At 70.5% G+C, this 21,793-nt stretch carries 19 protein-coding genes and 1 pseudogene; 8 read left to right on the top strand and 12 right to left on the bottom strand.

The window, feature by feature from the left end; genetic code table 11:
* Window positions 1–47: 47 nt before the first annotated feature.
* The 4 genes from ABZV38_RS04515 (at window position 48) to ABZV38_RS04500 (ending at window position 3,303) form a co-directional block, all read left to right on the top strand.
* Complete coding sequence (locus ABZV38_RS04515) at window positions 48–746, top strand: Imm52 family immunity protein (RefSeq protein ID WP_356324454.1); 699 nt, start codon at window positions 48–50, stop codon at window positions 744–746.
* Window positions 743–1,270, top strand: coding sequence for a hypothetical protein (locus ABZV38_RS04510; protein ID WP_356324452.1), 528 nt, complete (start codon window positions 743–745; stop codon window positions 1,268–1,270). The genes ABZV38_RS04515 and ABZV38_RS04510 overlap by 4 nt, the downstream gene beginning before the upstream one ends.
* Before the next feature lie 151 nt (window positions 1,271–1,421).
* Entirely contained in the window at window positions 1,422–2,141 is a 720-nt protein-coding gene (locus tag ABZV38_RS04505) for a DsbA family oxidoreductase (protein WP_356324450.1), read from the top strand.
* 100 nt (window positions 2,142–2,241) lie between these two features.
* Window positions 2,242–3,303, top strand: coding sequence for an aminotransferase class V-fold PLP-dependent enzyme (locus ABZV38_RS04500; RefSeq protein WP_356324448.1), 1,062 nt, complete (start codon window positions 2,242–2,244; stop codon window positions 3,301–3,303).
* A 4-nt stretch (window positions 3,304–3,307) separates the two neighbouring features.
* On the opposite strand, the gene ABZV38_RS04495 is transcribed toward ABZV38_RS04500, so the two are convergent.
* Window positions 3,308–3,802 (bottom strand): MarR family winged helix-turn-helix transcriptional regulator, encoded by a 495-nt coding sequence (locus ABZV38_RS04495; protein WP_356324446.1) that lies wholly within the window; start codon window positions 3,800–3,802, stop codon window positions 3,308–3,310.
* A gap of 140 nt (window positions 3,803–3,942) precedes the next feature.
* On the opposite strand from ABZV38_RS04495, the gene ABZV38_RS04490 reads away from it, so the two are divergent.
* Window positions 3,943–5,013, top strand: coding sequence for an alkene reductase (locus tag ABZV38_RS04490; RefSeq protein ID WP_356324445.1), 1,071 nt, complete (start codon window positions 3,943–3,945; stop codon window positions 5,011–5,013).
* 9 nt (window positions 5,014–5,022) lie between these two features.
* Here the strand turns inward: ABZV38_RS04490 and ABZV38_RS04485 are convergent, their stop codons facing one another.
* The 4 genes from ABZV38_RS04485 to ABZV38_RS04470 are packed head-to-tail and all read right to left on the bottom strand — an operon-like array spanning window position 5,023 to window position 9,223.
* The gene (locus tag ABZV38_RS04485) at window positions 5,023–6,075 is read right to left on the bottom strand and encodes a LacI family DNA-binding transcriptional regulator (protein WP_356324443.1); all 1,053 of its coding nucleotides are present in this window, start codon (window positions 6,073–6,075) and stop codon (window positions 5,023–5,025) included.
* 42 nt (window positions 6,076–6,117) lie between these two features.
* Window positions 6,118–6,984 carry a carbohydrate ABC transporter permease gene (locus ABZV38_RS04480; protein ID WP_356324441.1) on the bottom strand — a complete coding sequence of 289 codons (867 nt, stop codon included), beginning with the start codon at window positions 6,982–6,984 and terminating at the stop codon, window positions 6,118–6,120.
* On the bottom strand, window positions 6,981–7,907 hold the full coding sequence (locus tag ABZV38_RS04475; protein WP_356324439.1) for a sugar ABC transporter permease: 927 nt from the start codon (window positions 7,905–7,907) through the stop codon (window positions 6,981–6,983). The genes ABZV38_RS04480 and ABZV38_RS04475 overlap by 4 nt, the downstream gene beginning before the upstream one ends.
* Window positions 7,904–9,223 carry an extracellular solute-binding protein gene (locus ABZV38_RS04470; protein ID WP_356324437.1) on the bottom strand — a complete coding sequence of 440 codons (1,320 nt, stop codon included), beginning with the start codon at window positions 9,221–9,223 and terminating at the stop codon, window positions 7,904–7,906. Before ABZV38_RS04470 ends, ABZV38_RS04475 begins: the two co-directional genes overlap by 4 nt.
* Before the next feature lie 180 nt (window positions 9,224–9,403).
* Here ABZV38_RS04470 and ABZV38_RS04465 point away from each other — a divergent pair, with 180 nt between their 5' ends.
* On the top strand, window positions 9,404–11,449 hold the full coding sequence (locus ABZV38_RS04465) for a beta-galactosidase (RefSeq protein ID WP_356324435.1): 2,046 nt from the start codon (window positions 9,404–9,406) through the stop codon (window positions 11,447–11,449).
* 238 nt (window positions 11,450–11,687) lie between these two features.
* Here ABZV38_RS04465 and ABZV38_RS04460 read toward each other — a convergent pair whose 3' ends face one another.
* The 6 genes from ABZV38_RS04460 to ABZV38_RS04435 form a co-directional block, all read right to left on the bottom strand.
* Window positions 11,688–12,704 carry a VOC family protein gene (locus ABZV38_RS04460; protein ID WP_356324433.1) on the bottom strand — a complete coding sequence of 339 codons (1,017 nt, stop codon included), beginning with the start codon at window positions 12,702–12,704 and terminating at the stop codon, window positions 11,688–11,690.
* A 95-nt stretch (window positions 12,705–12,799) separates the two neighbouring features.
* Window positions 12,800–13,693 carry an ectoine hydroxylase gene (thpD, locus tag ABZV38_RS04455; RefSeq protein ID WP_356324431.1) on the bottom strand — a complete coding sequence of 298 codons (894 nt, stop codon included), beginning with the start codon at window positions 13,691–13,693 and terminating at the stop codon, window positions 12,800–12,802.
* A gap of 3 nt (window positions 13,694–13,696) precedes the next feature.
* Window positions 13,697–14,095: an ectoine synthase gene (locus ABZV38_RS04450; RefSeq protein ID WP_356324429.1), complete on the bottom strand. Its 399-nt coding sequence runs from the start codon at window positions 14,093–14,095 to the stop codon at window positions 13,697–13,699.
* 56 nt (window positions 14,096–14,151) lie between these two features.
* Complete coding sequence (gene ectB / locus ABZV38_RS04445) at window positions 14,152–15,420, bottom strand: diaminobutyrate--2-oxoglutarate transaminase (RefSeq protein ID WP_356324427.1); 1,269 nt, start codon at window positions 15,418–15,420, stop codon at window positions 14,152–14,154.
* 136 nt (window positions 15,421–15,556) lie between these two features.
* Window positions 15,557–16,087, bottom strand: coding sequence for a diaminobutyrate acetyltransferase (gene ectA, locus ABZV38_RS04440; RefSeq protein ID WP_356324425.1), 531 nt, complete (start codon window positions 16,085–16,087; stop codon window positions 15,557–15,559).
* A 336-nt stretch (window positions 16,088–16,423) separates the two neighbouring features.
* Window positions 16,424–17,530 (bottom strand): aminotransferase class V-fold PLP-dependent enzyme, encoded by a 1,107-nt coding sequence (locus ABZV38_RS04435; protein WP_356324423.1) that lies wholly within the window; start codon window positions 17,528–17,530, stop codon window positions 16,424–16,426.
* A gap of 104 nt (window positions 17,531–17,634) precedes the next feature.
* On the opposite strand from ABZV38_RS04435, the gene ABZV38_RS04430 reads away from it, so the two are divergent.
* Window positions 17,635–18,735, top strand: a complete 1,101-nt coding sequence (locus ABZV38_RS04430) for an amidohydrolase family protein (RefSeq protein ID WP_356324420.1) — start codon at window positions 17,635–17,637, stop codon at window positions 18,733–18,735.
* 339 nt (window positions 18,736–19,074) lie between these two features.
* Complete coding sequence (locus ABZV38_RS04425; RefSeq protein WP_356324419.1) at window positions 19,075–20,043, top strand: SCO1860 family LAETG-anchored protein; 969 nt, start codon at window positions 19,075–19,077, stop codon at window positions 20,041–20,043.
* Window positions 20,044–20,187: 144 nt separating this feature from the next.
* On the opposite strand, the pseudogene cobC reads toward ABZV38_RS04425, so the two are convergent.
* Window positions 20,188–21,765, bottom strand: a pseudogene (gene cobC / locus ABZV38_RS04420) (Rv2231c family pyridoxal phosphate-dependent protein CobC).
* Window positions 21,766–21,793 lie beyond the last annotated feature (28 nt).

The raw sequence follows: 21,793 nt of genomic DNA, 5'->3' as shown, positions 1-21,793 counted from the left end.
CGGTGACTCTGGCCGTACCGGCGAACGACAGAAGACGGAGACAGGACATGCGGCATGTGGTGCGGGGCTTCTGGGGTCCCCGGGAGGAGTCGGTCGAGGCGGTGGCCGGACGCTGGCAGCTGATGCTGGACCGGCTCGCCGGACTTCTGCCGGTCTCCGGGGCGGGCGGGATGTGGAACCAGGTCCGCAAGTCCGGGCCCGCCACTGAACTCGGCGCGGACGAGGCGTCCCTGCTCGCTGCTCTGAAGGTGCAGCAGGAGGAGGCCAGGTACGCCTCGGACGGCGCCGGCCTGTATCTCGTCACCAGGGACGGGCGGGGCTGGGAGATCGAGGCCAGAGGCCTGGCGGGTGGCTCCTCGGAGTTCCTGTTCAACTCGATGGTGATCGGCATCAAGTCGCCGGAAGGCGCGGATGTCCCCGACGCCGAGCTCCTCACGGTGGTCGCCGAGGTGTGGGGGCCGGACTTCGGGGATGTGACCGACGACGATGTGCTCGACGCCTTGGAGGACAACGGGTTCGGCGTCGGAGAGCCCGGCGTCGGCTGGGTCGGCTATCTCTCCCCGGGACGCGCGGCCCTGCTGCCGGACGGCCTCACCGCCGCCCGCAAGGAGCTCGCCGGCGGAGGGGTCCTCCTCGACATCGCGCAGCCCGGTGACGCCGGGGCCGTGGTCCGGGCCTATGTGCAGCTGCGGGACGCCGGCGCGCTGGAGCCGCTGCCGCGCCCGATGGACCGGGCCACCCTGTGACTGCCCGGAGCGGGGAGACGTTCGAGCTCGGCCGCGCGGTCCGCGACGTCGAGGCGCTGCTCGCCGGGCCTGTACCGGCGGCCGGTCCGACGGACAGCGAGGGCGACCCGGTCACGGGGGAGTGGGTCGCGACCTCGGGCGAGGGCTTCCGGATCCTTCCGCTCTGGGAGAGCGACAGCCTCGTCGGCGTGTACGCGCCCGAGTGGAATGAGGCGGAGGAAGCCGCCCGCGGGCATCTGGACGACCTCGTGGCGGAATTGGACCGTCGGTGGGGTGTTCACCGGAAGGTGGGCATGCGGGTGCCGATCTTCCGGAACATTGCGGACGAGCCCATGCCACCGCTGTTCCAGACTCTCTGTGACAAGGACTGCCTCGGCGATCTGTCGGTGTGGGGGCCGGTGGCCGCCGGTCCCGGCGCCGCGGACGTGTGGGCCGCGGCCTCGCTCAACCAGTGCGACGGCGACGCCCCGATGATCATCGTGGCCCTCGTCAGCGACCGCCCGATCATCGAGCTGGAGGACTAGCAGCCGACGGCTCTTCGTCCCGGTCGGGGAATGGCAGGGTCCGGCCGTGTGTTGATCAGACGAGCGGAGGGTGCCTCCGCGCTGCCCTGTGCAACCGTGCCCGGGCAGCCGCACGATCCGTCTGCACAACAGCCTGGAGAGAAGAAGAGTCATGCGCGTCGAGATCTGGAGCGACATCGCCTGCCCCTGGTGCTACATCGGCAAGGCCCGTTTCGAGAAGGGCCTGGCGGGGTTCGCCCATCGCGACGAGGTCGAGGTCGTGCACCGTTCCTTCGAGCTCGACCCGGGACGCGCCAAGGGCGACACCGCGCAGGTGATCGACATGCTGGCGCAGAAGTACGGGCGGACGCGTGAGGAAGCCCGGTCCATGGAAGCCAACGTCGCGGCCAACGCGCAGGCCGAAGGGCTCGGTTACCGGACCGAGGGGCGCGACCACGGCAACACCTTCGACATTCATCGGCTGCTCCACCTCGCCAAGGCCCGCGGCCGCCAGGACGAGCTGCTGACGCTCGCCTACCGGGCGAACTTCGCCGAGGAGCGGTCCGTCTTCGACGACAGCGTGCTGGTCGAGCTCGCCGTCGAGGCCGGTCTCGACGCGGACGAGGCGCGCGCCGTGCTCGCCGACCCGGAGGCGTACGCGGCCGAGGTGCGGGCCGACGAGCAGGAGGCGTCCGAGCTGGGCGCCAACGCCGTGCCGTTCTTCGTCCTCGACCGGCGGTACGGGATCTCCGGCGGCCAGCCCGCCGAGGTCTTCGCGCAGGCGCTGGAGCAGGCGTGGAAGGACCGTCCGCTGACCGCCATCGGCTCGGACGGTGCGGCCTGCGACGCCGACGGGGCCTGCGAGGTTCCGCACTCCGGCGGTCAGGGCTGACCCGCGCTGCCCCGCCCAGCTGCAGACATAAGCACTGCTTGGGGATCCCCCTCAATCCTGCGTGATTGACGACGGGTTGAGGGGGCTCCAGGGTGGGCGTATGGAGATCTCCTCGCTCACCCAGGCGGTAGGCGCCGAGTTTGCGCCCAAGAGCACGTATCTCAACACCTCCAGTTGCGGGCTGCTGCCCCGCCGCACCGTCGAGGCGGTGAAGACGCTCGCCGATGAGAACGCCTCGGGCACCGGTGCGGGCGCGGGCAGTTTCGACGCCGTGGACGCCGCGCGGACCCGGTTCGCCGGGCTCGTCGGTGTCGGTCCCGACCGGGTCGCCACCGGCAGCTCGGTCGCCGTCCATGTCGGTCTGATCGCAGCCTCGCTGCAGCCGGGCGCCGAAGTGCTGGTACCCGAGGGAGAGTTCAGCTCGGTCGTCGGCCCCCTCTCGGTCCGTGGGGATCTGCGGATGCGGTACGCCCCGCTGGACGGCATGGCCGAGGCGGTGCGGCCCACGACCGCGCTGGTCGCCCTCTCGTCCGTACAGTCCGCCGACGGCCGGATCGCCGACCTCGACGCGGTCCGCGCGGCGGCCGCCGCGCACGGCGCCCGGGTCCTCCTCGACGCCACCCAGTCCGCGGGCTGGCTGCCGCTGGACGCCGGAGCGTACGACTACACGGTCACGGGCGGCTTCAAGTTCCTGCTCTGCCCGCGCGGTACGTCGTTCCTCACCGTCACCGAGGAGGCGCAGGAGACCCTGTCGCCGTTGTACGCGAGCTGGGTGGCCGGTGAGGACCGCTGGAACAGCACCTACGGGCCCATCGGCCGGCTCGCCGCCACCGCGCGCCGCTTCGACGAGGCGCCCGCCTTCCTCGCGTACCACGGCGCCGAGCGCTCCCTGGCGCTGCTGGCCGAGATCGGCATCGGCACCGTGTACGCCCACAACACCGCGCTCGCCGCCCGGTTCCGTACCGCCCTGGCCGGGATCGGCCACGAGCCGGTGCCCGGCCGGTCCGCGGTGGTCGCCGTGCCGGGGCTCGGCAGCAGGGAGCCCGCGCTGGCCCGGGCCGGCATCGCGGTCTCGGCCCGGGCCGGGAATCTGCGGGCGGCCTTCCACCTCTACAACACGCAGGCCGACGTGGACCATGCGCTGGAGGCCCTCGCGGGCTGACCGGTCAGCGGCTTTCCGGACAGTTCCCGGTCTCCCGGGAGAGGTTCTCCTCGACCTTGGCCAGCAGCCGGGCCAGCTCGGCGCGCTCCGTCGCGTCCAGGCCGGCGAGCGTGTGCTCCTCCAGATCCGTCCAGGCCCGCTCGACATCCGAGTGCAGCGCGCAACTGTCCGTGCTGGCCTCGACCAGGACGGCCCGCCGGTCGTCCGGGTCGGGGCGGCGGCGGACATGGCCGGCCTGGTCGAGCCGCTGGAGCATCTTGGTGACGGTCGAGGGATCGAGGTCGACCGCCTTGATCAGCTCCGACTGGCGCACCGCGCCCGCGTCCCACAGGTACATCATCACGAACTCCTGGCCGGGGTAGAGCCCGGCGCACCTGAGCACCTTGCCGGCGGCGATCCGGTGCAGCCGGGCGACCCGTGAGACGGCATGGCTGACCGGGCCGCCGCGGGCGGCGCTCGGCAGCTCGGTACAGGCGGGGTCGGTGGGTTCGGCCTTCATGAGGACTCCTCGGGGCGGTGCTCCGGTCCGGGGCCGGTTCCGGCACTTTCTGCGAACTTTACCTTGGTCGGCCAATGAATCGGTTACAGTGGCGCAGACCGAAATACTTGGCCGACCATGTAATTTGCCCTGGGGGCTTCATGACCACCGCATTCGACCCGATCGACCTCTCCGGTACCCAGCTTGCCAACCGCATCGCCATGGCCCCGATGACCCGCAGCCGTGCCGGTGACGGCGGTACCGCCACCGACCTCACCGTCGAGTACTACGCCCAGCGCGCCTCGGCCGGGCTCATCATCACCGAGGGCATCCAGCCGTCCGCCGTCGGCCAGGGCTACCCCTTCACCCCGGGGCTGCACAGCGCGGAGCAGGTCGCGTCCTGGCGCAGGGTCACCGACGCGGTGCACGCCGCGGGCGGCCGGATCTTCGCCCAGCTCATGCACGTGGGCCGCATCGGCCACCCGGTTCTGCTGCCGGACGGGCTGACCCCGGTCAGCGCCTCCCCGGTCAAGGCCGCCGGCCAGGTCTACACCCACGTGGGACCGAAGGACTTCATCGAGCCGCGTGAGCTGACCGACGCCGAGATCCGGCAGACCGTGGCCGACTTCGCCTCCGCCGCCCGCAACGCCGTGGATGCGGGCTTCGACGGGGTCGAGCTGCACGGCGCCAACGGCTACCTCATCCACCAGTTCCTGGCGCCCAACACCAATCTGCGCACCGACGAGTGGGGCGGCTCCGACGAGGCCCGCATCCGGTTCGCCGTCGAGGTGGTCAAGGCCGTCGCCGCCGAGATCGGCGCGGAGCGCACCGGGCTGCGCATCTCGCCCGGAAATGCGTACAACGACATCGACGAGCCCGCGCCGGACGCCGTCTACACCGCGCTGGTGCAGGAGATCGAGCCGCTCGGCCTCGCCTATCTGCACGTCCTGGAGGCGGTGGAGATCCGCGAGCTGACCCTCGCGCTGCGCAAGCAGTTCTCCGGCACCTTCGTCATCAATGTGCTGACGGACGGGCCGACCGGACCGGACCACCACTCGGTGATCGACGACGGGATCGCCGACATCATCTCGTACGGTGCGCTGTTCATCGCCAACCCGGACCTCCCTGCCCGGCTGAAGGACGGCGGCCCGTTCAACACCCCGGACCCGTCCACCTTCTTCGGCGGGGACGCGAAGGGCTACGTCGACTACCCGGCACTGGACACGGTGTAGCCGCGGCGGTCACGCCGAATCACGGCGCACCAGTTCGGTGGGGAGGATCACCGCAGCCGGGTCCTCCCCGCCGATCTGGGCCAGCAGCACCCGTACCATCTCGGCGCTGATCCGGTCCCACGGCTGCCGGATCGTGGTCAGCTCCGGCCGGGACGCAAGCGCCGCGGGCGAGTCGTCGAAGCCACCGACCGCGACATCCTCCGGCACCCGCCGCCCAGCCTTCTCCAGCGCGGCGAGCACGCCCTGCGCCATCAGGTCGGAGGCGACGAACACCGCGTCGAGGTCGGGGACCCGCTCCAGCAGCAGTGCGGCCGCCGCCTCGCCGCCGGCCCGGCTGTAGTCGCCCGGGACGATCAGCGCGTCGTCGGCCGGCAGCCCGCAGTCGGCGAGCATCTCGCGGTAGCCCGCCAGCCGCTCGACGCCGCCCGGGGTGTCCAGCGGGCCGCTGACCGTGCCGATCCGGCGACGCCCCGACTCGTACAGGTAACGCACCATGTCCCGGGCGCCGTCCCGGTCGTCGGCCGCCACATAGCTGACCTTCGAGCCCTGCCCGAGCGGCTTGCCGCAGGCGACGAGCGGGACACCGGCCTCGTGCAGCTGGGCGGCGACCGGGTCGCCGGAGTGGCTGGAGACCAGCAGGACCCCGTCCACATGACCGGCGATGTACCGCATGTTCCGGCGGCGCTCGGCCTCCGTCCCCGCGATCATCAGCAGCAGCGGGATGTCGTGCGCGGCGAGTGCGGTGGTGCAGCCCCGCAGCAGCACATTGAAGTTGGGGTCCTCGAAGAACCGCTCCTGCGGCTCGGTGAGGAGGAACGCCACCGAGTCCGAGCGGCCGGTGATCAGCGACCTGGCGTGCCGGTTCACCGTGTAACCGGTCTTGCGGATCGCGGAGTTGACTGCGTCGAGGGCGGCTGCGCTGACATTGTGGCCGCCGTTGAGCACCCGGGAGACGGTGCCTCGGGAGACCCCGGCCTCCCGTGCCACGTCGTGAATGGTCGGCGGCCTGCGGCGTCCCGTGCCGGACGGTCCGGGCTGTCCGGGCTGTTCTGTGCGGCTCATGGTGCGTGATCTTTCATCAAGGGAAGCCCTGGCGGGGCCCGGTCAGGACTTTACGGCGCCGGAGAGCAGGTCGAGGCTCCAGAAGCGCTGGATGACCAGGAACAGCGCGATCAGCGGGACGATCGCCAGCAGCGCCCCCGTGATCACCAGGGTATAGAGGGCCGGGGTGTTGGAGCCCTGCTGGAGCAGGGTGTAGAGACCCAGGGTGACCGGGAACTTCTCGTCGTCGCCGAGCATGATGTACGGGAGCAGGAAGTTGTTCCAGATCGCGACGAACTGGAACAGGAAGACGGTCACCAGACCCGGCAGCATCATCGGCAGCGCGACGGTGCGGAAGATCCGCCACTCACTGCCGCCGTCCATCCGCCCGGCCTCGATGACATCGCCCGGTACGGCGGCCGTCGCGTAGATCCGTGCGAGATAGACCCCGTACGGGGAGAGGATCACCGGCAGCAGGACCGAGAGGTACGAGTCCGTCAGGTCGGCCTTCGCGAGCAGGAGATACTGCGGCACGGCGAGGATCACCGGCGGCATCAGCACCCCGGCCAGCAGGATGTTGAAGATGCTCTCCTGCCCGCGGAACCGGTAGACGGCCAGGGCGTACCCCGATACCGCGGAGACGGCCGTGGACAACAGGGCGCCGGCTCCGGCGTAGAACGCCGAGTTGGCCATCCACTTCCAGTACACGCCGTCGCGGTACGCCGACAGATCGGCGACGTTCTGGGTGAAGCCGGTGCCCGGCAGGAAGGTGAAGGTGGAGAACAGCTCGCGGCCGGACTTGGTCGAGGCGACCAGCACCCAGGCGACCGGCAGCAGACAGTAGAGCGCGCCGAGCAGCAGCGCGGCGGTCGGCACGAGCGCGAATCGGCGCGGACCGGCCGGGGTGGACGGGAGGCGCGGCGTGCTCATCGGGAATCTCCCTGCCTGGTACGGGAGTTGGCTGCCTTGAGAAAGCCGAAGGACAGGGCGAGGGTGGCGACGGCGATGATGACCGCCTGAGCGGCCGCCGCGTAGATGTCGTTGTTGACGAAGGCGTCCTGGTAGACCTTCATCAGCGGACTCCAGGTGGTGGACAGCGAATTGGTGAGCGGCTTCAGCGTCGTCGGCTCGCTGAACACCTGGAGCGTCGCGATGATCGAGAAGAAGAACGTCAGGACCAGTGACGGAGCCACCATCGGGATCTTGATCCGGAGCGCGATCTGCAGCTGCGAGCAGCCGTCGAGCCGGGCCGCCTCGAACACCTCGGCCGGGATCGCCCGCAGCGAGGTGTAGATCACGATCATGTTGAAGCCGGTGCCGCCCCAGACCGCGATGTTGGCGAGGGCTAGATACAGCGGCCCGCCGTCGAGCAGATCGGGCTGCGGCAGACCGGCCTTGTCGAGCAGGTAGGAGAACGGGCTGACGTCAGGGAGATAGAGGAAACCCCACATCAGCGCGGCGACGACGCCCGGGATCGCGTACGGCAGGAAGATCGCGAGCCGGGAGAAGCTCCGCAGCCGGAGCCGGTCGGTGTCGAGGAGCAGCGCGAACAGCAGGGCGAGGCCGAGCATGACGGGGACGACGATCGCGCCGTACCCGAGGATGCGCAGGGCGCCGTGCAGCAGCTCCGAGTCGGAGAGCGCGGACGTGTAGTTGGCGAAGTCGGCCCAGATCTCCTCGCGGGCGCCCTTGCCCAGGCCGAGCCCCTTGACCTCGGTCCTGCGGAAGCTGAGGTAGAGCGCGTACCCGATGGGAAGGGCGAAGAAGAGCAGGAAGAGCACGGTGGCGGGGGCCAGGAAGGCGTACGGGGCGCTCCTGACCCCGTACGCACTCCTGCGGCGTGCGCGTGTCACTCGGAGACCCCGAAGCCCTGCTTCTTGAGGTCGGCGACGGTGGCGTCCTGCATCGCGGTCAGGGCGGTCCCGAAGTCCGCCTTGCTCTTGGCGGCCTCGGCGAAGTTGTCCTTGAAGGCGGTGTACGCGACGTTCACGTTCGGGCCCCAGGCGGCGGGGGCGGTGCCCCGCGCGATCTCGGCGGCCTTGGTGTAGAAGTCGGGCTGGTTGGAGAAGTAGTCCGGGGCCTGGGCGAGCGCGCCGCCGGTCTGGGCGGCCGTGGCGGCGGGGTAGATGCCGCTCTCCTTGACCAGCGCGGCCAGCGCCTCGGAGTCCGTGTTCAGCCACTTCGCGAAGGCCGCGGCGGCGGCCTTGTTCTTGGAGTCATTGGTGACGGCGGTGGAGGAACCGCCCCAGCTGCCGGTGACGTTCTGGCCGGCCGTCCACTGGGGGAGCGGGGCCATGGCCCACTTGCCCTTGGTGTCGGGCGCCGCCGTGGTGAGGGTGCCGGGCGCCCAGACCGCGCTGACCCAGGCGATCTGCTTGCCGGTGTTGAGCGCCTTGTTCCAGGCCGGGGTGTACATCGGCTGGTTGTCGACGGCGCCCTCCTTGACCAGACCGCCCCAGAAGTCTGCGACCTTCTGTGTGGCGGCGTCGTCGATGGCGACCTTCCACTTGTCGCCGCCGGTGGTCCACCACTTCGCCCCGGCCTGCTGGGCGAGGCCCGCGAAGAGGCCGGAGTCGTTCGAGGAGAACGTGGTGAGGTCCTTGTCCGGCGCCTTCTTCTTCAGCGCGCGGGCCGTCTCTGCGAACTCGTCCCAGGTGGTGGGGACGGACAGGCCGTACTGCTTGAACAGGTCCTGGCGGTAGTAGAACATCAGCGGGCCGGAGTCCTGCGGCACGGCGTACAGGGCATCCGATCCGAGGGTCGTCTGCTGCCAGACGCCATCGGCGAACTTGCCCTTCGCGTCGCCCGCCTCCTTGGATATGTCGGCGAGCACATCGTTGGAGACCAGGGTGGGGAGCGCCTGGTACTCCGCCTGCACCAGGTCGGGGGCCTTGTGGGCCTTGGCCGCCGTGATGATCTTGGTGACCAGGTCGTCGCCCGACGCCTGCTTCTTCACCGTGACCTTGATGCCGGACTTCTTGCCCTCGCCCGCGTTCCAGATGTCCGCGACCTTGTCCAGGCCGGGCGCCCAGGCCCAGTAGGTGAGCGAGACGGGGCCGGATGCGGCCGGGCCGTCCCCGCCGTCGTCGTCCGACGAGCCGCAGCCCGAGAGCAGGCCGGTGGCGGCGAGTGCAGCGGCCGTGGACACCGCGACGATGCGGTACTTCATGGGTTTCTCCCCTGACGAGAAGCGAGGGTGCAGCGCCGAACTGCGCTGTGAGCGTTCACAGTAGAGAAACGAATCCGACACTTGTCAATGGTTGATGCTGTGCGGTTATGTTGGCTCCGCGCCACTGAGAGTGTGTGTGCACGTTCCCAGAAGTTGTACCAAAGAGCCCAGGAGACACCCATGCCGCACACCGCGCCCGAGCCTGCCCCGCACGGTCTGCGCAGGCTCGCCTTCGGCGGCGACTACAACCCCGAGCAGTGGCCGGAAGAGGTCTGGCACGAGGACGTGGCCCTGATGCGGGAGGCCGGCGTGACCATGGTCAGCGTCGGGATCTTCTCCTGGGCGCTCCTCGAACCCGAGCCCGGCTGCTACGACTTCGGCTGGCTCGACCGGGTCCTCGATCTGCTGCACGGGGCCGGCATCCGGGTCGACCTCGGTACCCCCACCGTCGCCCCGCCCGCCTGGTTCTACCGCGCCCACCCCGAGGTCCTCCCGGTCAGCCGGGAGGGTGTCCGGTACGCCTTCGGGTCACGCGGCGCGATCTGCCACAGCAACCCCGCCTACCGGTCGGCCGCGGCGAACATCACCGAACAGCTCGCCCGCCGGTACGCAAACCATCCGACGCTCGCGATGTGGCACGTCCACAACGAGTACGGCGTTCCGGTCAGCGCCTGCTACTGCGACAACTGCGCCGCCCACTTCCGCCGCTGGCTCGCCGCCCGCCACGGCAGCGTCGACGCCGTCAACGCGGCCTGGGGCACCGCCTTCTGGGGCCAGCGCTACCGCAGCCTCGACGAGATCGACCCGCCCCGCGCCACCCCGACCGTCGCCAACCCGGCCCAGCGCCTGGACTACGCCCGCTTCGCCGACGCCACCATGCGCGAGAACTTCTGCAGCGAACGGGACATCCTGCACCGCCTCGCTCCCGGTATCCCGGTCACCACCAACTTCATGACCGCCCTCAGCCAGTGCGACTCCGTCGACTACTGGGCCTGGGGCCGCGAGACCGACCTCGTCACCAACGACCACTATCTGATCACCGACGGCCGCCGCACCCATGTCAACCTTGCGATGGCCGCCGACCTCACCCGCTCCGTCGCGGGGGGCGCACCCTGGCTGCTCCTGGAGCACTCCACCAGCGGCGTCAGCTGGCAGCCCCGCAACCCTGCCAAGCGCCCGGGCGAGATGGCCCGCAACAGCCTCGCGCATGTCGCGCGCGGGTCCGACGGGGCCATGTTCTTCCAGTGGCGGCAGTCCCGCAGCGGCGCGGAGAAGTTCCACTCGGCGATGGTGCCGCACGCCGGTACGGACTCCCGGGTGTGGCGCGAGGTCTCCACGCTCGGCGCCGACCTCGGCCTGCTGAGCGGCGTCCGCGGCACCCGGACCGTCGCGGACGCGGCCATGCTCTGGGACTGGCAGTCCTGGTGGGCGCAGAGCCTGGAGTGGCGCCCGAGCGAGGACCACGACGCCCGCGAGCGCGCCGACACCTTCTACGCCTCGATGTACGACCGCCATCTCACCGTCGACTTCGCCCACCCGGACGCCGACCTGTCCGGGTACCCGCTGGTCGTCGTCCCGGCCCTCTACCTCGCCACCGAGCAGACCGGCCGGAACCTCCGGAGCTACGTCGAGAACGGCGGCACGCTCGTCGTCTCGTACTTCTCCGGCATCGTCGACACTCATGACGCCGTGCACCCCGGTCCGTACCCGGGCGCCCTGCGGGACGTACTCGGCCTGACGATCGAGGAGTTCTCACCGCTCAGTGAGGGCGGGACGGTCCGTCTGATCACGCCCGAGGGCGCCACCGAGGGCCCGGAGCTGACCGGCGACCTGTGGTCGGACGTGGTGATCCCGCGCGGCGCCGAGACCGTCTGGTCGTACGCCGACGGCATTCTCGCGGACCGCCCCGCAGTCACCCGCCACCGCCTGGGCAGGGGCACCGCCTGGTACATCTCCACCCGGCTGTCCGGACCCCACCTCGACGCCGTCCTCGACCGGGCCTGCGACGACGCCCGGATCGCGCCGCGCACCGGACTCCCGCACGACGTCGAGGCCGTACGTCGCACCGGCGAGAGCGGCACGTACCTCTTCGTGATCAACCACACCGGGGGCGACACGAAGGTGCCGCTCGACGCCCCCGGCACCGAACTCCTCACCGGCGACCACACCGTGGGCCACCTCGCCGTTCCGGCGGGCGCGGTCCGGGTCGTACGCCTCGACGGCTGAGGTGCCCAGCCCCGTAGTTCCCGCACAAGGGTCGAAGGGACATCGACGATGTACGGAACCCGTCCCGAACGGACGCGGTCCGGGCGCCGTGTACGGGGATCCCGCCTGGACCGCCGTCAGCGGCAGCGGATGGGACCCGGCGGATCCGGCGTCCGGCAACGCCTGGGAGAACCAGGCGCTGTTCGACTAACACGCGACGCTGCTCCCGGCAGCAGGCTGGTTCTCCCACCGGCAGGAATCAGGGGGTGTCCAGCGACGCGCTGCGCCACTTCCACGACGTGACGCGCTCATGGCCGGGCAGTTCGGCGCGGCCGGTGGCCCAGAGCAGGACGGTCCACCGGTCGGCGTCGTCCGGGGCGTCCGGAAACAGCCGGGCCAGCGCGCGGTCGCACAGATCGGCGGGCGGCGCCCAGGAGTTCCCCAGGTCCCGGACCACATCGTGGGTATGGACCAGGGCCTCCACGATCCCCATCGCGGCGAAGCCCTCCGGATCCGAGACTCCGTACGCGTGGTACGACTGGACGTCCGCCGAGGTCGTCCGCACCATCGCCGTGAGCAGTGCGCCGCTCGCCTCCAGAGTCTGGAGCAGGCCGACCGGACCCGCGTCCGGGTTGGCGAAGATCGCGTTGGCCGGTCCGCCCTTGCGGTCGGCTCCCCAGCGGTACGGGACCTCACGGTCCAGCGGCGGCTTCTTCGGGCCCAACTGGGCGGCGTACGCGAAGAGATCGTCGTTCAGATGTTCCACGGTCTCCCAGGAGTCCCACTCCAGCGTCCCGGCGGGCGCCCGCCAGTGGTCCTCCGGAACCTTGCGGAGCGCGGCGAGCGCGAGATGGACAGCGGTGCTCACGTCGTCCGCGGTGACCGGCAGCCGGGTCGCGGTCAGCGTGGCCCGCTCGACGGCGCTGCACTCCACACAGAACTCATTGCCCTCGGGGTCGGCGAGCGTCGCCCAGCCCCGGCCGTCGGGCCTGCGGCGGTCGCCGACGAGCGTGGCGCCGAGGGCGAGCAGCCGCTCGACCTCCTCGTCCCGGGTGCGGTCCTGCGGCTGGATGTCCAGGTGGACGCGGTTCTTGCCGCTCTTGGGCTCGGGCACCGAAACGAACAGCAGCGCGGCGCCGGGGGTCTCGACGAGCGCCTCGGGATCACCGGGCCTGTCGTCGTCGGACAGCCGGGCACCGAGCACCTCGGCCCAGAAACTGCCGAGTGCGTAGGCGTCGGCGCAGTCGATGGTCACATGGCGTACGAGTGAAGTCATGGCCTCACTGTCGCCGTTGACGGACACGGGGTCCAGCCGGTTTACGGCGGTGGGCGGGGACGGTCCGAGCCGTCCCCGCCCAGCGCGCTACCGCCTCACCCCACCGGTGAGAAGTCACGCGCCCCGATGAACTCCGGGCGCCTGGCCGGCGCCGCGAACGGCTCCTCGGCCGCGTTCTCCACGCTGTTGAAGACGATGAAGACATTGCTGCGCGGGTACGGGGTGATGTTGTCCCCCGAGCCGTGCATGCAGTTGCAGTCGAACCAGGTCGCGGAACCGGCCCGGCCCGTGAAGAGCCTGATCCCGTGCCGGTCGGCCATCCTGGTCAGCGCCCCGTCGGACGGGGTGCCCGCGTCCTGCATCTTCAGCGACCGCTTGTAGTTGTCCTTCGGCGTCTCGCCCGTGCACCCGAGGAACGACTTGTGCGAGCCGGGCATGATCATCAGTCCGCCGTTGGTGTCGTAGTTCTCGGTCAGCGCGATCGACACGGATACGGCCCGCATGTGCGGCAGACCGTCCTCCGCGTGCCAGGTCTCGAAGTCCGAGTGCCAGTAGAAGCCCGAAGCACCGAAACCCGGCTTGACGTTGATCCGTGACTGGTGGACGTACACATCCGAACCGAGGATCTGGCGGGCCCGGCCCACCAGCCGCTCGTCGTTCACCAGCTGCGCGAAGACGTCGCTGATCCGGTGGACCTCGAAGACCGAGCGGACGTCCTGCGACTTCGGCTCGATGATCGCCCGCTCGTCCGCCCGGACCGCCGGATCGGCGATCAGCCGGTCGAGTTCCGCCCGGTGGACAGCGACCTCGTCGGGGGTGATCAACTGGTCGACGGTGAGGAATCCGTCCCGCTCGAAGCCCTGCAGATCTCTGACGGCGACGGGTCCCGAGGCGCCGGGCGCCGACCAGATGACCGGGTCCTGACGGGGTGCGATCAGCTCGGCCGCGCCCCGGGTGGGGTACAGGTCGGTGCGTACGTGGGCAGTCATGGTTCAGGCCTCCTCGGTCAGCAGGGGATAGACACCGTTCTCGTCGTGGTCCTCCCGTCCGGTGACGGGTGGGTTGAAGACGCAGACGCAGCGGAAGTCGGTCCTGGGCCGGAGCGTGTGGCGCTCGTGCCCGTCCAGCAGGTACATCGTGCCGGGGGAGATCCAGTACTTCTCGCGGGTCTCGTCGTCGGTGAGCTCGGCCTCTCCCTCGGTGCACAGCACGGCCTCTATGTGGTTGGCGTACCACATGGAGGTCTCCGTACCCGCGTAGAGCACGGTCTCGTGGAGCGAGAAGCCCACCCTCTCCTTGGCAAGCACGATGCGCTTGCTCTCCCAGGTGCCGGAAGCGGCCTTCACATGCCGGTCGGTGTTCTCGATGTCACTGAACGATCGGACGATCACGGTGAGTCGGTGCCCTTCTCTTCTTTTCTCTTCTTTGTCTCTGTGTGCCGGACGCGTCAGGCGGACTCGCGGACGCTACGGGCCAGCGTGCGAAGACCCTCGTCCAGTTCGTCCGGGGTGATGGTCAGTGACGGCAGCAGCTTCACGACCTCGCTGCGCGGGCCGGAGGTCTCCACCAGCAGCCCCAGTTCGAATGCGCGCGCACAGACAGCGGCGGCGCGCGAGGCGTCGGTGAACTCCAGTCCCCAGACCAGGCCGCGGCCGCGGAACTGCGCGCCGAGCCGGGCGTGTTCGTCGCAGATCGCCAGCAGCGCCCGCTCGACCTGTTCGCCGCGGGCCAGGGTCTGCTTCTCCATCTGCCCGTCCGCCCAGTAGGCGTCGAGCGCGGCGGTGGCAGTGACGAACGCCGGGTTGTTGCCGCGGAAGGTGCCGTTGTGCTCGCCCGGGCCCCAGATGTCCAGCTCCGGGCGGAACAGACAGAGTGACATGGGCAGTCCGTAGCCGCTGATGGACTTCGAAAGAGTGACGATGTCCGGGGTGATGCCGGCCTCCTCGAACGAGAAGAACCCACCGGTACGGCCGCAGCCCATCTGGATGTCGTCGACGATGAGCAGCATGTCGCGGCGGCGGCAGAGATCGGCCAGCGCGCGCAGCCACTCGGGACGCGCCACATTGATGCCGCCCTCGCCCTGCACCGTCTCGACGATCACCGCGGCGGGCTGGTTGAGACCCGAGCCCTGGTCCTCGAGGAGCCGTTCGAACCAGAGGAAGTCCGGGACCCGGCCGTCGAGGTAGTTGTCGAACGGCATGGGCGTGCCGTGCACCAGCGGGATGCCGGCCCCGGCCCGCTTGAAGGCGTTGCCGGTGACGGCGAGCGAGCCGAGCGACATGCCGTGGAAGGCGTTGGTGAACGAGACGACCGACTCACGCCTCTTCACCTTGCGGGCCAGCTTCAGCGCGGCCTCGACGGCGTTGGTGCCGGTCGGGCCGGGAAACATCACCTTGTACGGGAGGTTGCGGGGGCGCAGCACCACGTTCTGGAAGGTTTCCAGGAAGGCACGCTTCGCCGTGGTGGCCATGTCGAGACCGTGGGTGATGCCATCGCGCTCGATGTAGTCGATCAGCGCGCGTTTCAGTACCGGGTTGTTGTGGCCGTAGTTGAGTGATCCTGCGCCGGCGAAGAAGTCGAGGTACGTGTGGCCGTCCTCGTCGGTCAGCCGGGAGCCCTGCGCGCGGTCGAACACTGCGGGCCAGCTGCGGCAGTAGCTCCGTACCTCCGACTCCAGGGTCTCGAAGACGCTGAGGGCGGGCGGGGTGATGGTCACAGGGGATCTCCTGCTTGAGGGGGGTGAGGGGCGGCGGTGGAGCGGGCGCACCGGTCATCGTCGGGATCGTGCGGCCGTCGTCGGGCCGGTGTGGAACGCGGGCGGCGAGGCCGGGCGGGGAACGAGCGTGCCGGACTCAGGTGTGGAACGGACCGATGCGGTACAGCACTTCCGGCAGGTGTGTTTGTTCGGGGAACAACCCGCCGTCGAACAGCACTTCGCGCTCCAGGGGCACGTCGTGGCGGAGCGCGTAGGAGGTGAACAGCCGGTCGGACGCGGTGTTGTCCGGGGTCACGGTGGTCTCGACCGAGGCCAGGCCCTGCACCGAGGCGACCCGCGCGGTCAGCGAGTCGAGCAGCTTGGCGGCCAGTCCGGTCCCGCGATGGCCGTGGTCGACAGCCACCTGCCAGACGACGAGCGTCTCGGGGCGGTCGGGCCGGATGTATCCCGTCACGAAGGCGACCGGCTCGCCGGTCTCGTCGCGGGCGACCACGGAGGTCGCCGCGAAGTCACGGCACCACAGCAGATAGCTGTACGAGGAGTTGAGGTCCAGGACCTCGGAGTCGCGGGCGATGCGCCAGATCGCGGCTCCGTCCTCCACTCGTGGGGTGTCGATGGTGAGAAATTCGCTTCGGGCACGGGCAAATTCTGCTGGTGCGGCGGTCATGCGAATTGAATTTACCCAGCAAATTCTGAAATTGCATCGACGTAGAGGGTTGGGCGGAACGGATCTTTGTGTTATCACGCGGGCGCGTGCCCGGCTCGAATTGGCTGAGATTTCAGTCGATTTGCCACTCTTTTATCGGGCAAATCAGGCGCGATGTATAGTCCGTCACAGAGTTGTAACCCCTGGGAGACGCAACCGAATTGCGTGGATAGGCGTTGTCGAAACTCTAGCGTTTAGGGTCAGGGGAAGCGGGCAGAAGAATGCGGGGAGCTGCCCTCGACAGGGCGGCTCCCCGCATTAATGAATTCTTGACGGCCTATCCCCGGGCCGGATAATTCATTCGCTCGGCCAGGTATCCGATACGGCCTTGCGGGCGGCTTCGAAGTCGACCTGCCGGCCCTCGTCGGCCAGCGCCGACCCCAGAGCCGCGATCGAGGACTGCACCGCGCCCCGCGTCGCGTCCACACCGTAGTGATTGACCCGGATCATCTCCTTGGACAGCGCCCCGCCGCCCGCGATCAGCGGCAGCGAGGGGTCGGTCGCGAGCGCCTTGGCGACCAGCCCGGCGGCGTCGACTCCCGCCGGGGCGCGCAGCGTCGTGGCGACCGGCGCCGCGTCCTTCGCCTCGTGCACATACGGCGCCAGGCCGCCGCCGAGCGCCACCGCGCCCGCCCGCGTGGCCGCTGCGGCCGCCGCGTGCCGGGCCGTCAGCGTCTCCAGGCCCTCCGCCTCGATCCGCTCAAGGCAGGCCTCGAGCGCCAGCATCTCCAGCTGCGCGGGGGCGTGCAGGAGCGCCTTGCGGCCGCCGTCGATCCAGCGCTCCTTCCAGTCCAGGAGGGAGAGGTAGGAGTGGCGCGGGGCTTCGGGGTTGGCGGCGATCCGCTCCCAGGCGCGCTCGCTCACCGACACCGCCGACACCCCGGCCGGGCCGCCCATCGCCTTCTGCGCGCCGATCACGCACAGGTCGACACCCCACACGTCCGGCAGCAGCGGCTCGGCGCCCACCGAGGCGACGGCGTCCAGCATGAACAGTGCGCCGTGGGCCCGGACGACCTCACCGATCTCGGCGACGGGGTTGGTGTTGCCGGTCGCGGCCTCCGCGTGGACCAGCGAGACGAAATCGATCTCCGGGTGCGCGGCCAGCGCCTGCGCCACCTGGTCGGCGGTGACCGCCGTGTGGAACGGCACCGCCAGATCGATCACATTGGCACCGCAGTCCCGCAGCCAGTTCCCGAACGTCTGTCCGTACGGCCCCGTGACCACGTTCAGCGCGGTCGAACCGGGCCGGGCGCCGCCCCGGATGCAGCCTTCGAGAGGAAGCAGCGCCTCGCCCTGCATGATGACGACGTCCTGCTCGGTGGCGAGGAGGCCGGCCACCCGCTGCTCGATGGCGGCGAAGTGCGCGGCGGTGAGCGGGGCGAGGTCGAGGAAGGGGTGCGTCACGGTGGTGCTCTCTTCGGATCGGGTCGGCCTGCGGTTCGGGCGTGCGAACAGCGCTTCCGTCGAGAGTACCCAGGGCCCCGGACACCGCCTCGTACAGTGCTGCCATGAGTGATCACAAGGCGCAGCCGGTGCTGCACGTGAAGGGGCGGGTGCTCGTCGGTCCCGACGACGTCAGGGACGAGCTGTGGGCAGTCGGCGGGCGGATCTCGTACGAACGGCCGCCCGGCGCGGACGCGGCGGAGACCGTCACCGGCTGGGTGCTGCCGGGTCTCGTCGACGCCCACTGCCATGTGGGGCTCGATCACCACGGCCCGGTCGACGCCGCCACGAGCGAGAAGCAGGCGCTCACCGACCGGGAGGCCGGCACGCTGCTCATCCGGGATGCCGGATCGCCCTCCGACACCCGGTGGATCGACGACCGCGAGGACCTTCCCAAGATCGTCCGGGCGGGCCGCCATATCGCCAGGACCCGCAGGTACATCCGGAACTACGCCCATGAGATCGAGCCCGGCGACCTCGTCGCGTACGTCGCGCAGGAGGCGCGGCGCGGCGACGGCTGGGTCAAGCTGGTCGGCGACTGGATCGACCGGGACGCCGGTGACCTGACCGCCTGCTGGCCGCGCGGCGAGGTCGAGGCGGCCATTGCCGAGGCGCACCGGCTCGGCGCCCGGGTCACCGCGCACTGCTTCGCCGAGGCCGCTCTGGCCGATCTCGTCGAGGCCGGGATCGACTGCATCGAGCATGCGACGGGCCTGACCGAGGACACCATTCCGCTCTTTGCCGAGCGCGGTGTCGCCATCGTCCCCACCCTGGTCAACATCGCCACGTTCCCTGACCTCGCGGCGGGCGGCGAGGCCAGGTTCCCTCGCTGGTCGGCGCATATGCGGCAGCTGTACGAGCGTCGTTACGACACCGTGCGCGCGGCCTACGACGCCGGGGTGCCGGTCTACGTCGGCACCGACGCGGGAGGCTCGCTGGCCCATGGACTCGTGGCGGCGGAGGTCGCCGAACTGGTCAGGGCCGGCATCCCGGCGCGCGAGGCGCTCTCCGCGACCGCCTGGGGTGCCCGCGCATGGCTCGGGCGGCCGGGGCTGGAGGAGGGCGCCCCGGCGGACCTGGTGGTGTACGACGAGGACCCGCGGGCGGACGTACGGGTGCTGGCGGCGCCGCGCCAGGTGGTGCTGAACGGGCGTGTGATCGGCTGACATCACCGTGGCGACACGGTGGCAGGCGGGACGTTGACAGCCGGTGACCGAACCGGCCTCGCGCTCGTTGAAACACCTCTGTGCGCACTCCGGTGGGGCCGGCCCCACGCCCCATATGCGCTCAGCGGATCGGGTGACTTCGGGGACATGGAAGGAACACGCGTACCGAGATATTCGAATACAGGCGCGGAAACCCCCCATTGGAGTGAACTCGCCACAGCTGTCTGCCAGTTCACTCTCTGTGCGTAAAGATTCACGGAGTCGAGGCCACCGGCGCCCGCGATGTCCCCCATTGGGCGGTGCCGGCGGCTCCATGTCTCTTGTGGGGGTTCCACCATTTTGAACAGCAACACCTTCCGCCTGGCCGCCCTGGCGGTCGCCGCCGCTCCCGTAGCTCTGCTGGTCGCCTCCCCGGCGCACGCCACCGGAGCCACCACGACCACCGGTGGCGGGAAGGCGAGCGCGGTCGTGCTCCGTACCGCACTTGATGTATCGCTCTTGAGCAAGACCGTCGATGTGCCGCTCAAGGCCACGCTGAACGAGGTGCATGCACCGGCGAGCGCCGAGCAGACCGCGCTCCGCGTGCGGCTCGACGGCGTGAATCACGGGCGCCCGTTCAGCGTGCTGCGGGCCGACGTGGCCACGGCGAAGGCGAACGTCGGCAAGCACCGGGCGGAGGGTTACAGCAACCTGGCCAAGGCCCGCGTGCATCTGCCGGGACTGCCGCTGCTCTCACTCATCGAGGTCGAGAAGGTCACCTCGAAGGCGGTCTGCGAGGTGGGCCGCAAGCCCGTCGCCGAATCGAATGTGCTGGGCCATGTGTCGGTGCTCGGCAAGCGGGTCACGCTCACCTCGGGCGGCACCACGCAGGTCGACGTGCCGGGTGTGGGCGAGGTGACGCTCGACCTGTCGAAGACGCAGACCACGTCGCGTACCGCAGCGGCCACCGCGCTCCAGCTGAAGGTGTCGGTCAACCCGCTCAAGCTGAACGTCGCCGACGTCCAGGGCGAGGTCACGCTCGCCGAGGCGACCTGCGAGACGCCGAAGCGGGCCGAGCCCACGAAGCCGGCAGGCGGGAGCGACGGCGGCTCGGACGACGGCGGAACCACCGGTGGCGACAACGGCGACGGGGGCACCGAGGTGAAGCCCCAGACCGGGACCGGGCACGCCCCGGCGGCGGTCGACACAAGTCTCGCGGAGACCGGCGGCAGCTCCACGACGCCATACATCGCGGGCGGCGCGGCCCTGCTGCTGGCGCTGGGTGCGGGTGCCATGGTCGTGGCCCGCAGGCGCGGCGCCCAGGACTGACGCGGCCCGGCCCGAGGGGGTGGGCCGAGGGGGGTTGTAAAGGGGGACAAAGGAAGTAAGAGGGAGGCGGGAGCGGTGTTTGCGTGAGGTCACGCGCACACTGCTCCCCGCCCGTGCGTGAGATCAGCCGCAGGGGCCCGGCCGTCACCGGCCGACGAGCACCAGCGCCTGATCGAGCGCCTGCAGAAAGCGGTTGGTCGTCGCGCGGTCGCGTACGGCCAGCCGCAGCCACTCGGGCCCGAGCCCCGGAAAAGTGTCGCCGCGCCGCGCCGCGAACCCCAGCGTCCGCAGTCGTTCCCGCACCTGCGCGCCCCGCTCCAGCCGGACCAGCACGAACGGTCCGTCGGCCGGCTCCGCCACCCGCACCTCGGCGAACTCCATGAGCCCCGCGACCAAATGGGCCCGGTCCACCGCGATCCGGTCCGCCGCGGCGGCCGCCTCCGCCAGCGCCCGCGGCTCCATGCACGCCTCGGCCGCCGCCAGCGCCGGGGAGGACACCGGCCACAGCGGCTGCGCCTCCTGCAGCACGCCGATGGTCTCCGGGCCGGCCAGTACGTAACCGATCCGCAGCCCCGCCAGCCCCCACGTCTTGGTGAGGCTGCGCAGCACGACGAGGCCGGGGATGTCGGTGCGCCCGCACAGCGCTTCGCGCTCGCCCGGGACCGCGTCCATGAACGCCTCGTCGACCACCAACGTCCGCCCGGGGCGCGCCAGTTTCTCCAGCGCGGCCGCCGGATGCAGGACCGACGTCGGGTTGGTCGGATTGCCGACCACCACCAGATCCGCCTCATCGGGCACGGCTGCCGGATCCAGCCGGAAGCTGTCCTCGGCGCGCAGCAGTACCCGCCCCACCTCGTGCCCGGCCGCGCGCAGCGCCGCCTCGGGCTCGGTGAACTGCGGATGGACGACGACCGGCCGCCGGGCCGGCAGCGCCCGCGCGATCAGCACGAACGCCTCCGCCGCGCCCGCCGTCAGCAGCACCTGTTCCACCGGAAGCCCATGCCGCTGCGCGACCGCGGCCCGTGCCGGGCCCCCGTCCGGGTAGGCGGCGAGCGTGGCGAGAGAGGCGGCTATTCGTTCCTTCAGCCAGGCCGGGGGTGTATCCGTGCGTACGTTGACGGCGAGATCGGTCAGATCCCGGCCGCGTACCTCCGCGTCGCCGTGATGCCGCAGATCGTGCGCCTCTGCGCTGCTCACGTCGGTTCTCTCAGTGGGAGTGTGCATGACTTCCAGGGGGTGTGGGGGGCGAGTTCATGGCCGTGGGGGTGGAGCGACAGCAGGACGACTATGTGCCCGGCACCGGGCTCCACGCAACGGTCCATCCGGATGTGCGGGCGACGCCCGCCGGGCCACCGCACACGTCACCTTCCCCACCCGCCCCCGGGGGCTCGACTTCCGCTTCGGCACGAGCAGTTCGTCCGCGCCGACGAGAGCCGCCGCCTCCGCGACCGACGGCGTGCCTACCGCGGCGAGCGACGCTCCCGACGGATTCGGTACGACGACCGCGGCCAGCTCGTCCGCGCGGTATGCACGCACCGGTACGCCCAGCCGCGCCGCGGCGCCGACGATCCCGGGCTCGTCCGCCTTGGCCTCGACGGTCGCCAACTCCACGACGCTGCGGGGCGAGAGCCCGGCCTCGCGCAGCACGGAAAGGACGAGCCCCAGGACTTCGTCGACCGTCACGCCGCGGCTCGCCCCGACCCCGACGACCAGCAGAGCCACAGGAGAAATCCTTTCGCGAAGTGGAGGG

It is taken from the genome of Streptomyces sp. NPDC005181, from assembly GCF_040608395.1.
GTDB lineage: Bacteria > Actinomycetota > Actinomycetes > Streptomycetales > Streptomycetaceae > Streptomyces.
Note: the sequence above shows the minus strand (reverse complement) of the source record. Positions and strands in the feature narration are given on the sequence as shown.

Coding starts and splice junctions, on each gene's coding strand:
- ABZV38_RS04515 (WP_356324454.1), top strand. CDS start 48: ATGCGGCATGTGGTGCGGGGCTTCTGGGGTCCCCGGGAGGAGTCGGTC.
- ABZV38_RS04505 (WP_356324450.1), top strand. CDS start 1,422: ATGCGCGTCGAGATCTGGAGCGACATCGCCTGCCCCTGGTGCTACATC.
- ABZV38_RS04500 (WP_356324448.1), top strand. CDS start 2,242: ATGGAGATCTCCTCGCTCACCCAGGCGGTAGGCGCCGAGTTTGCGCCC.
- ABZV38_RS04495 (WP_356324446.1), bottom strand. CDS start 3,802: ATGAAGGCCGAACCCACCGACCCCGCCTGTACCGAGCTGCCGAGCGCC.
- ABZV38_RS04490 (WP_356324445.1), top strand. CDS start 3,943: ATGACCACCGCATTCGACCCGATCGACCTCTCCGGTACCCAGCTTGCC.
- ABZV38_RS04485 (WP_356324443.1), bottom strand. CDS start 6,075: ATGAGCCGCACAGAACAGCCCGGACAGCCCGGACCGTCCGGCACGGGA.
- ABZV38_RS04480 (WP_356324441.1), bottom strand. CDS start 6,984: ATGAGCACGCCGCGCCTCCCGTCCACCCCGGCCGGTCCGCGCCGATTC.
- ABZV38_RS04470 (WP_356324437.1), bottom strand. CDS start 9,223: ATGAAGTACCGCATCGTCGCGGTGTCCACGGCCGCTGCACTCGCCGCC.
- ABZV38_RS04465 (WP_356324435.1), top strand. CDS start 9,404: ATGCCGCACACCGCGCCCGAGCCTGCCCCGCACGGTCTGCGCAGGCTC.
- ABZV38_RS04460 (WP_356324433.1), bottom strand. CDS start 12,704: ATGACTTCACTCGTACGCCATGTGACCATCGACTGCGCCGACGCCTAC.
- thpD (WP_356324431.1), bottom strand. CDS start 13,693: ATGACTGCCCACGTACGCACCGACCTGTACCCCACCCGGGGCGCGGCC.
- ectA (WP_356324425.1), bottom strand. CDS start 16,087: ATGACCGCCGCACCAGCAGAATTTGCCCGTGCCCGAAGCGAATTTCTC.
- ABZV38_RS04430 (WP_356324420.1), top strand. CDS start 17,635: ATGAGTGATCACAAGGCGCAGCCGGTGCTGCACGTGAAGGGGCGGGTG.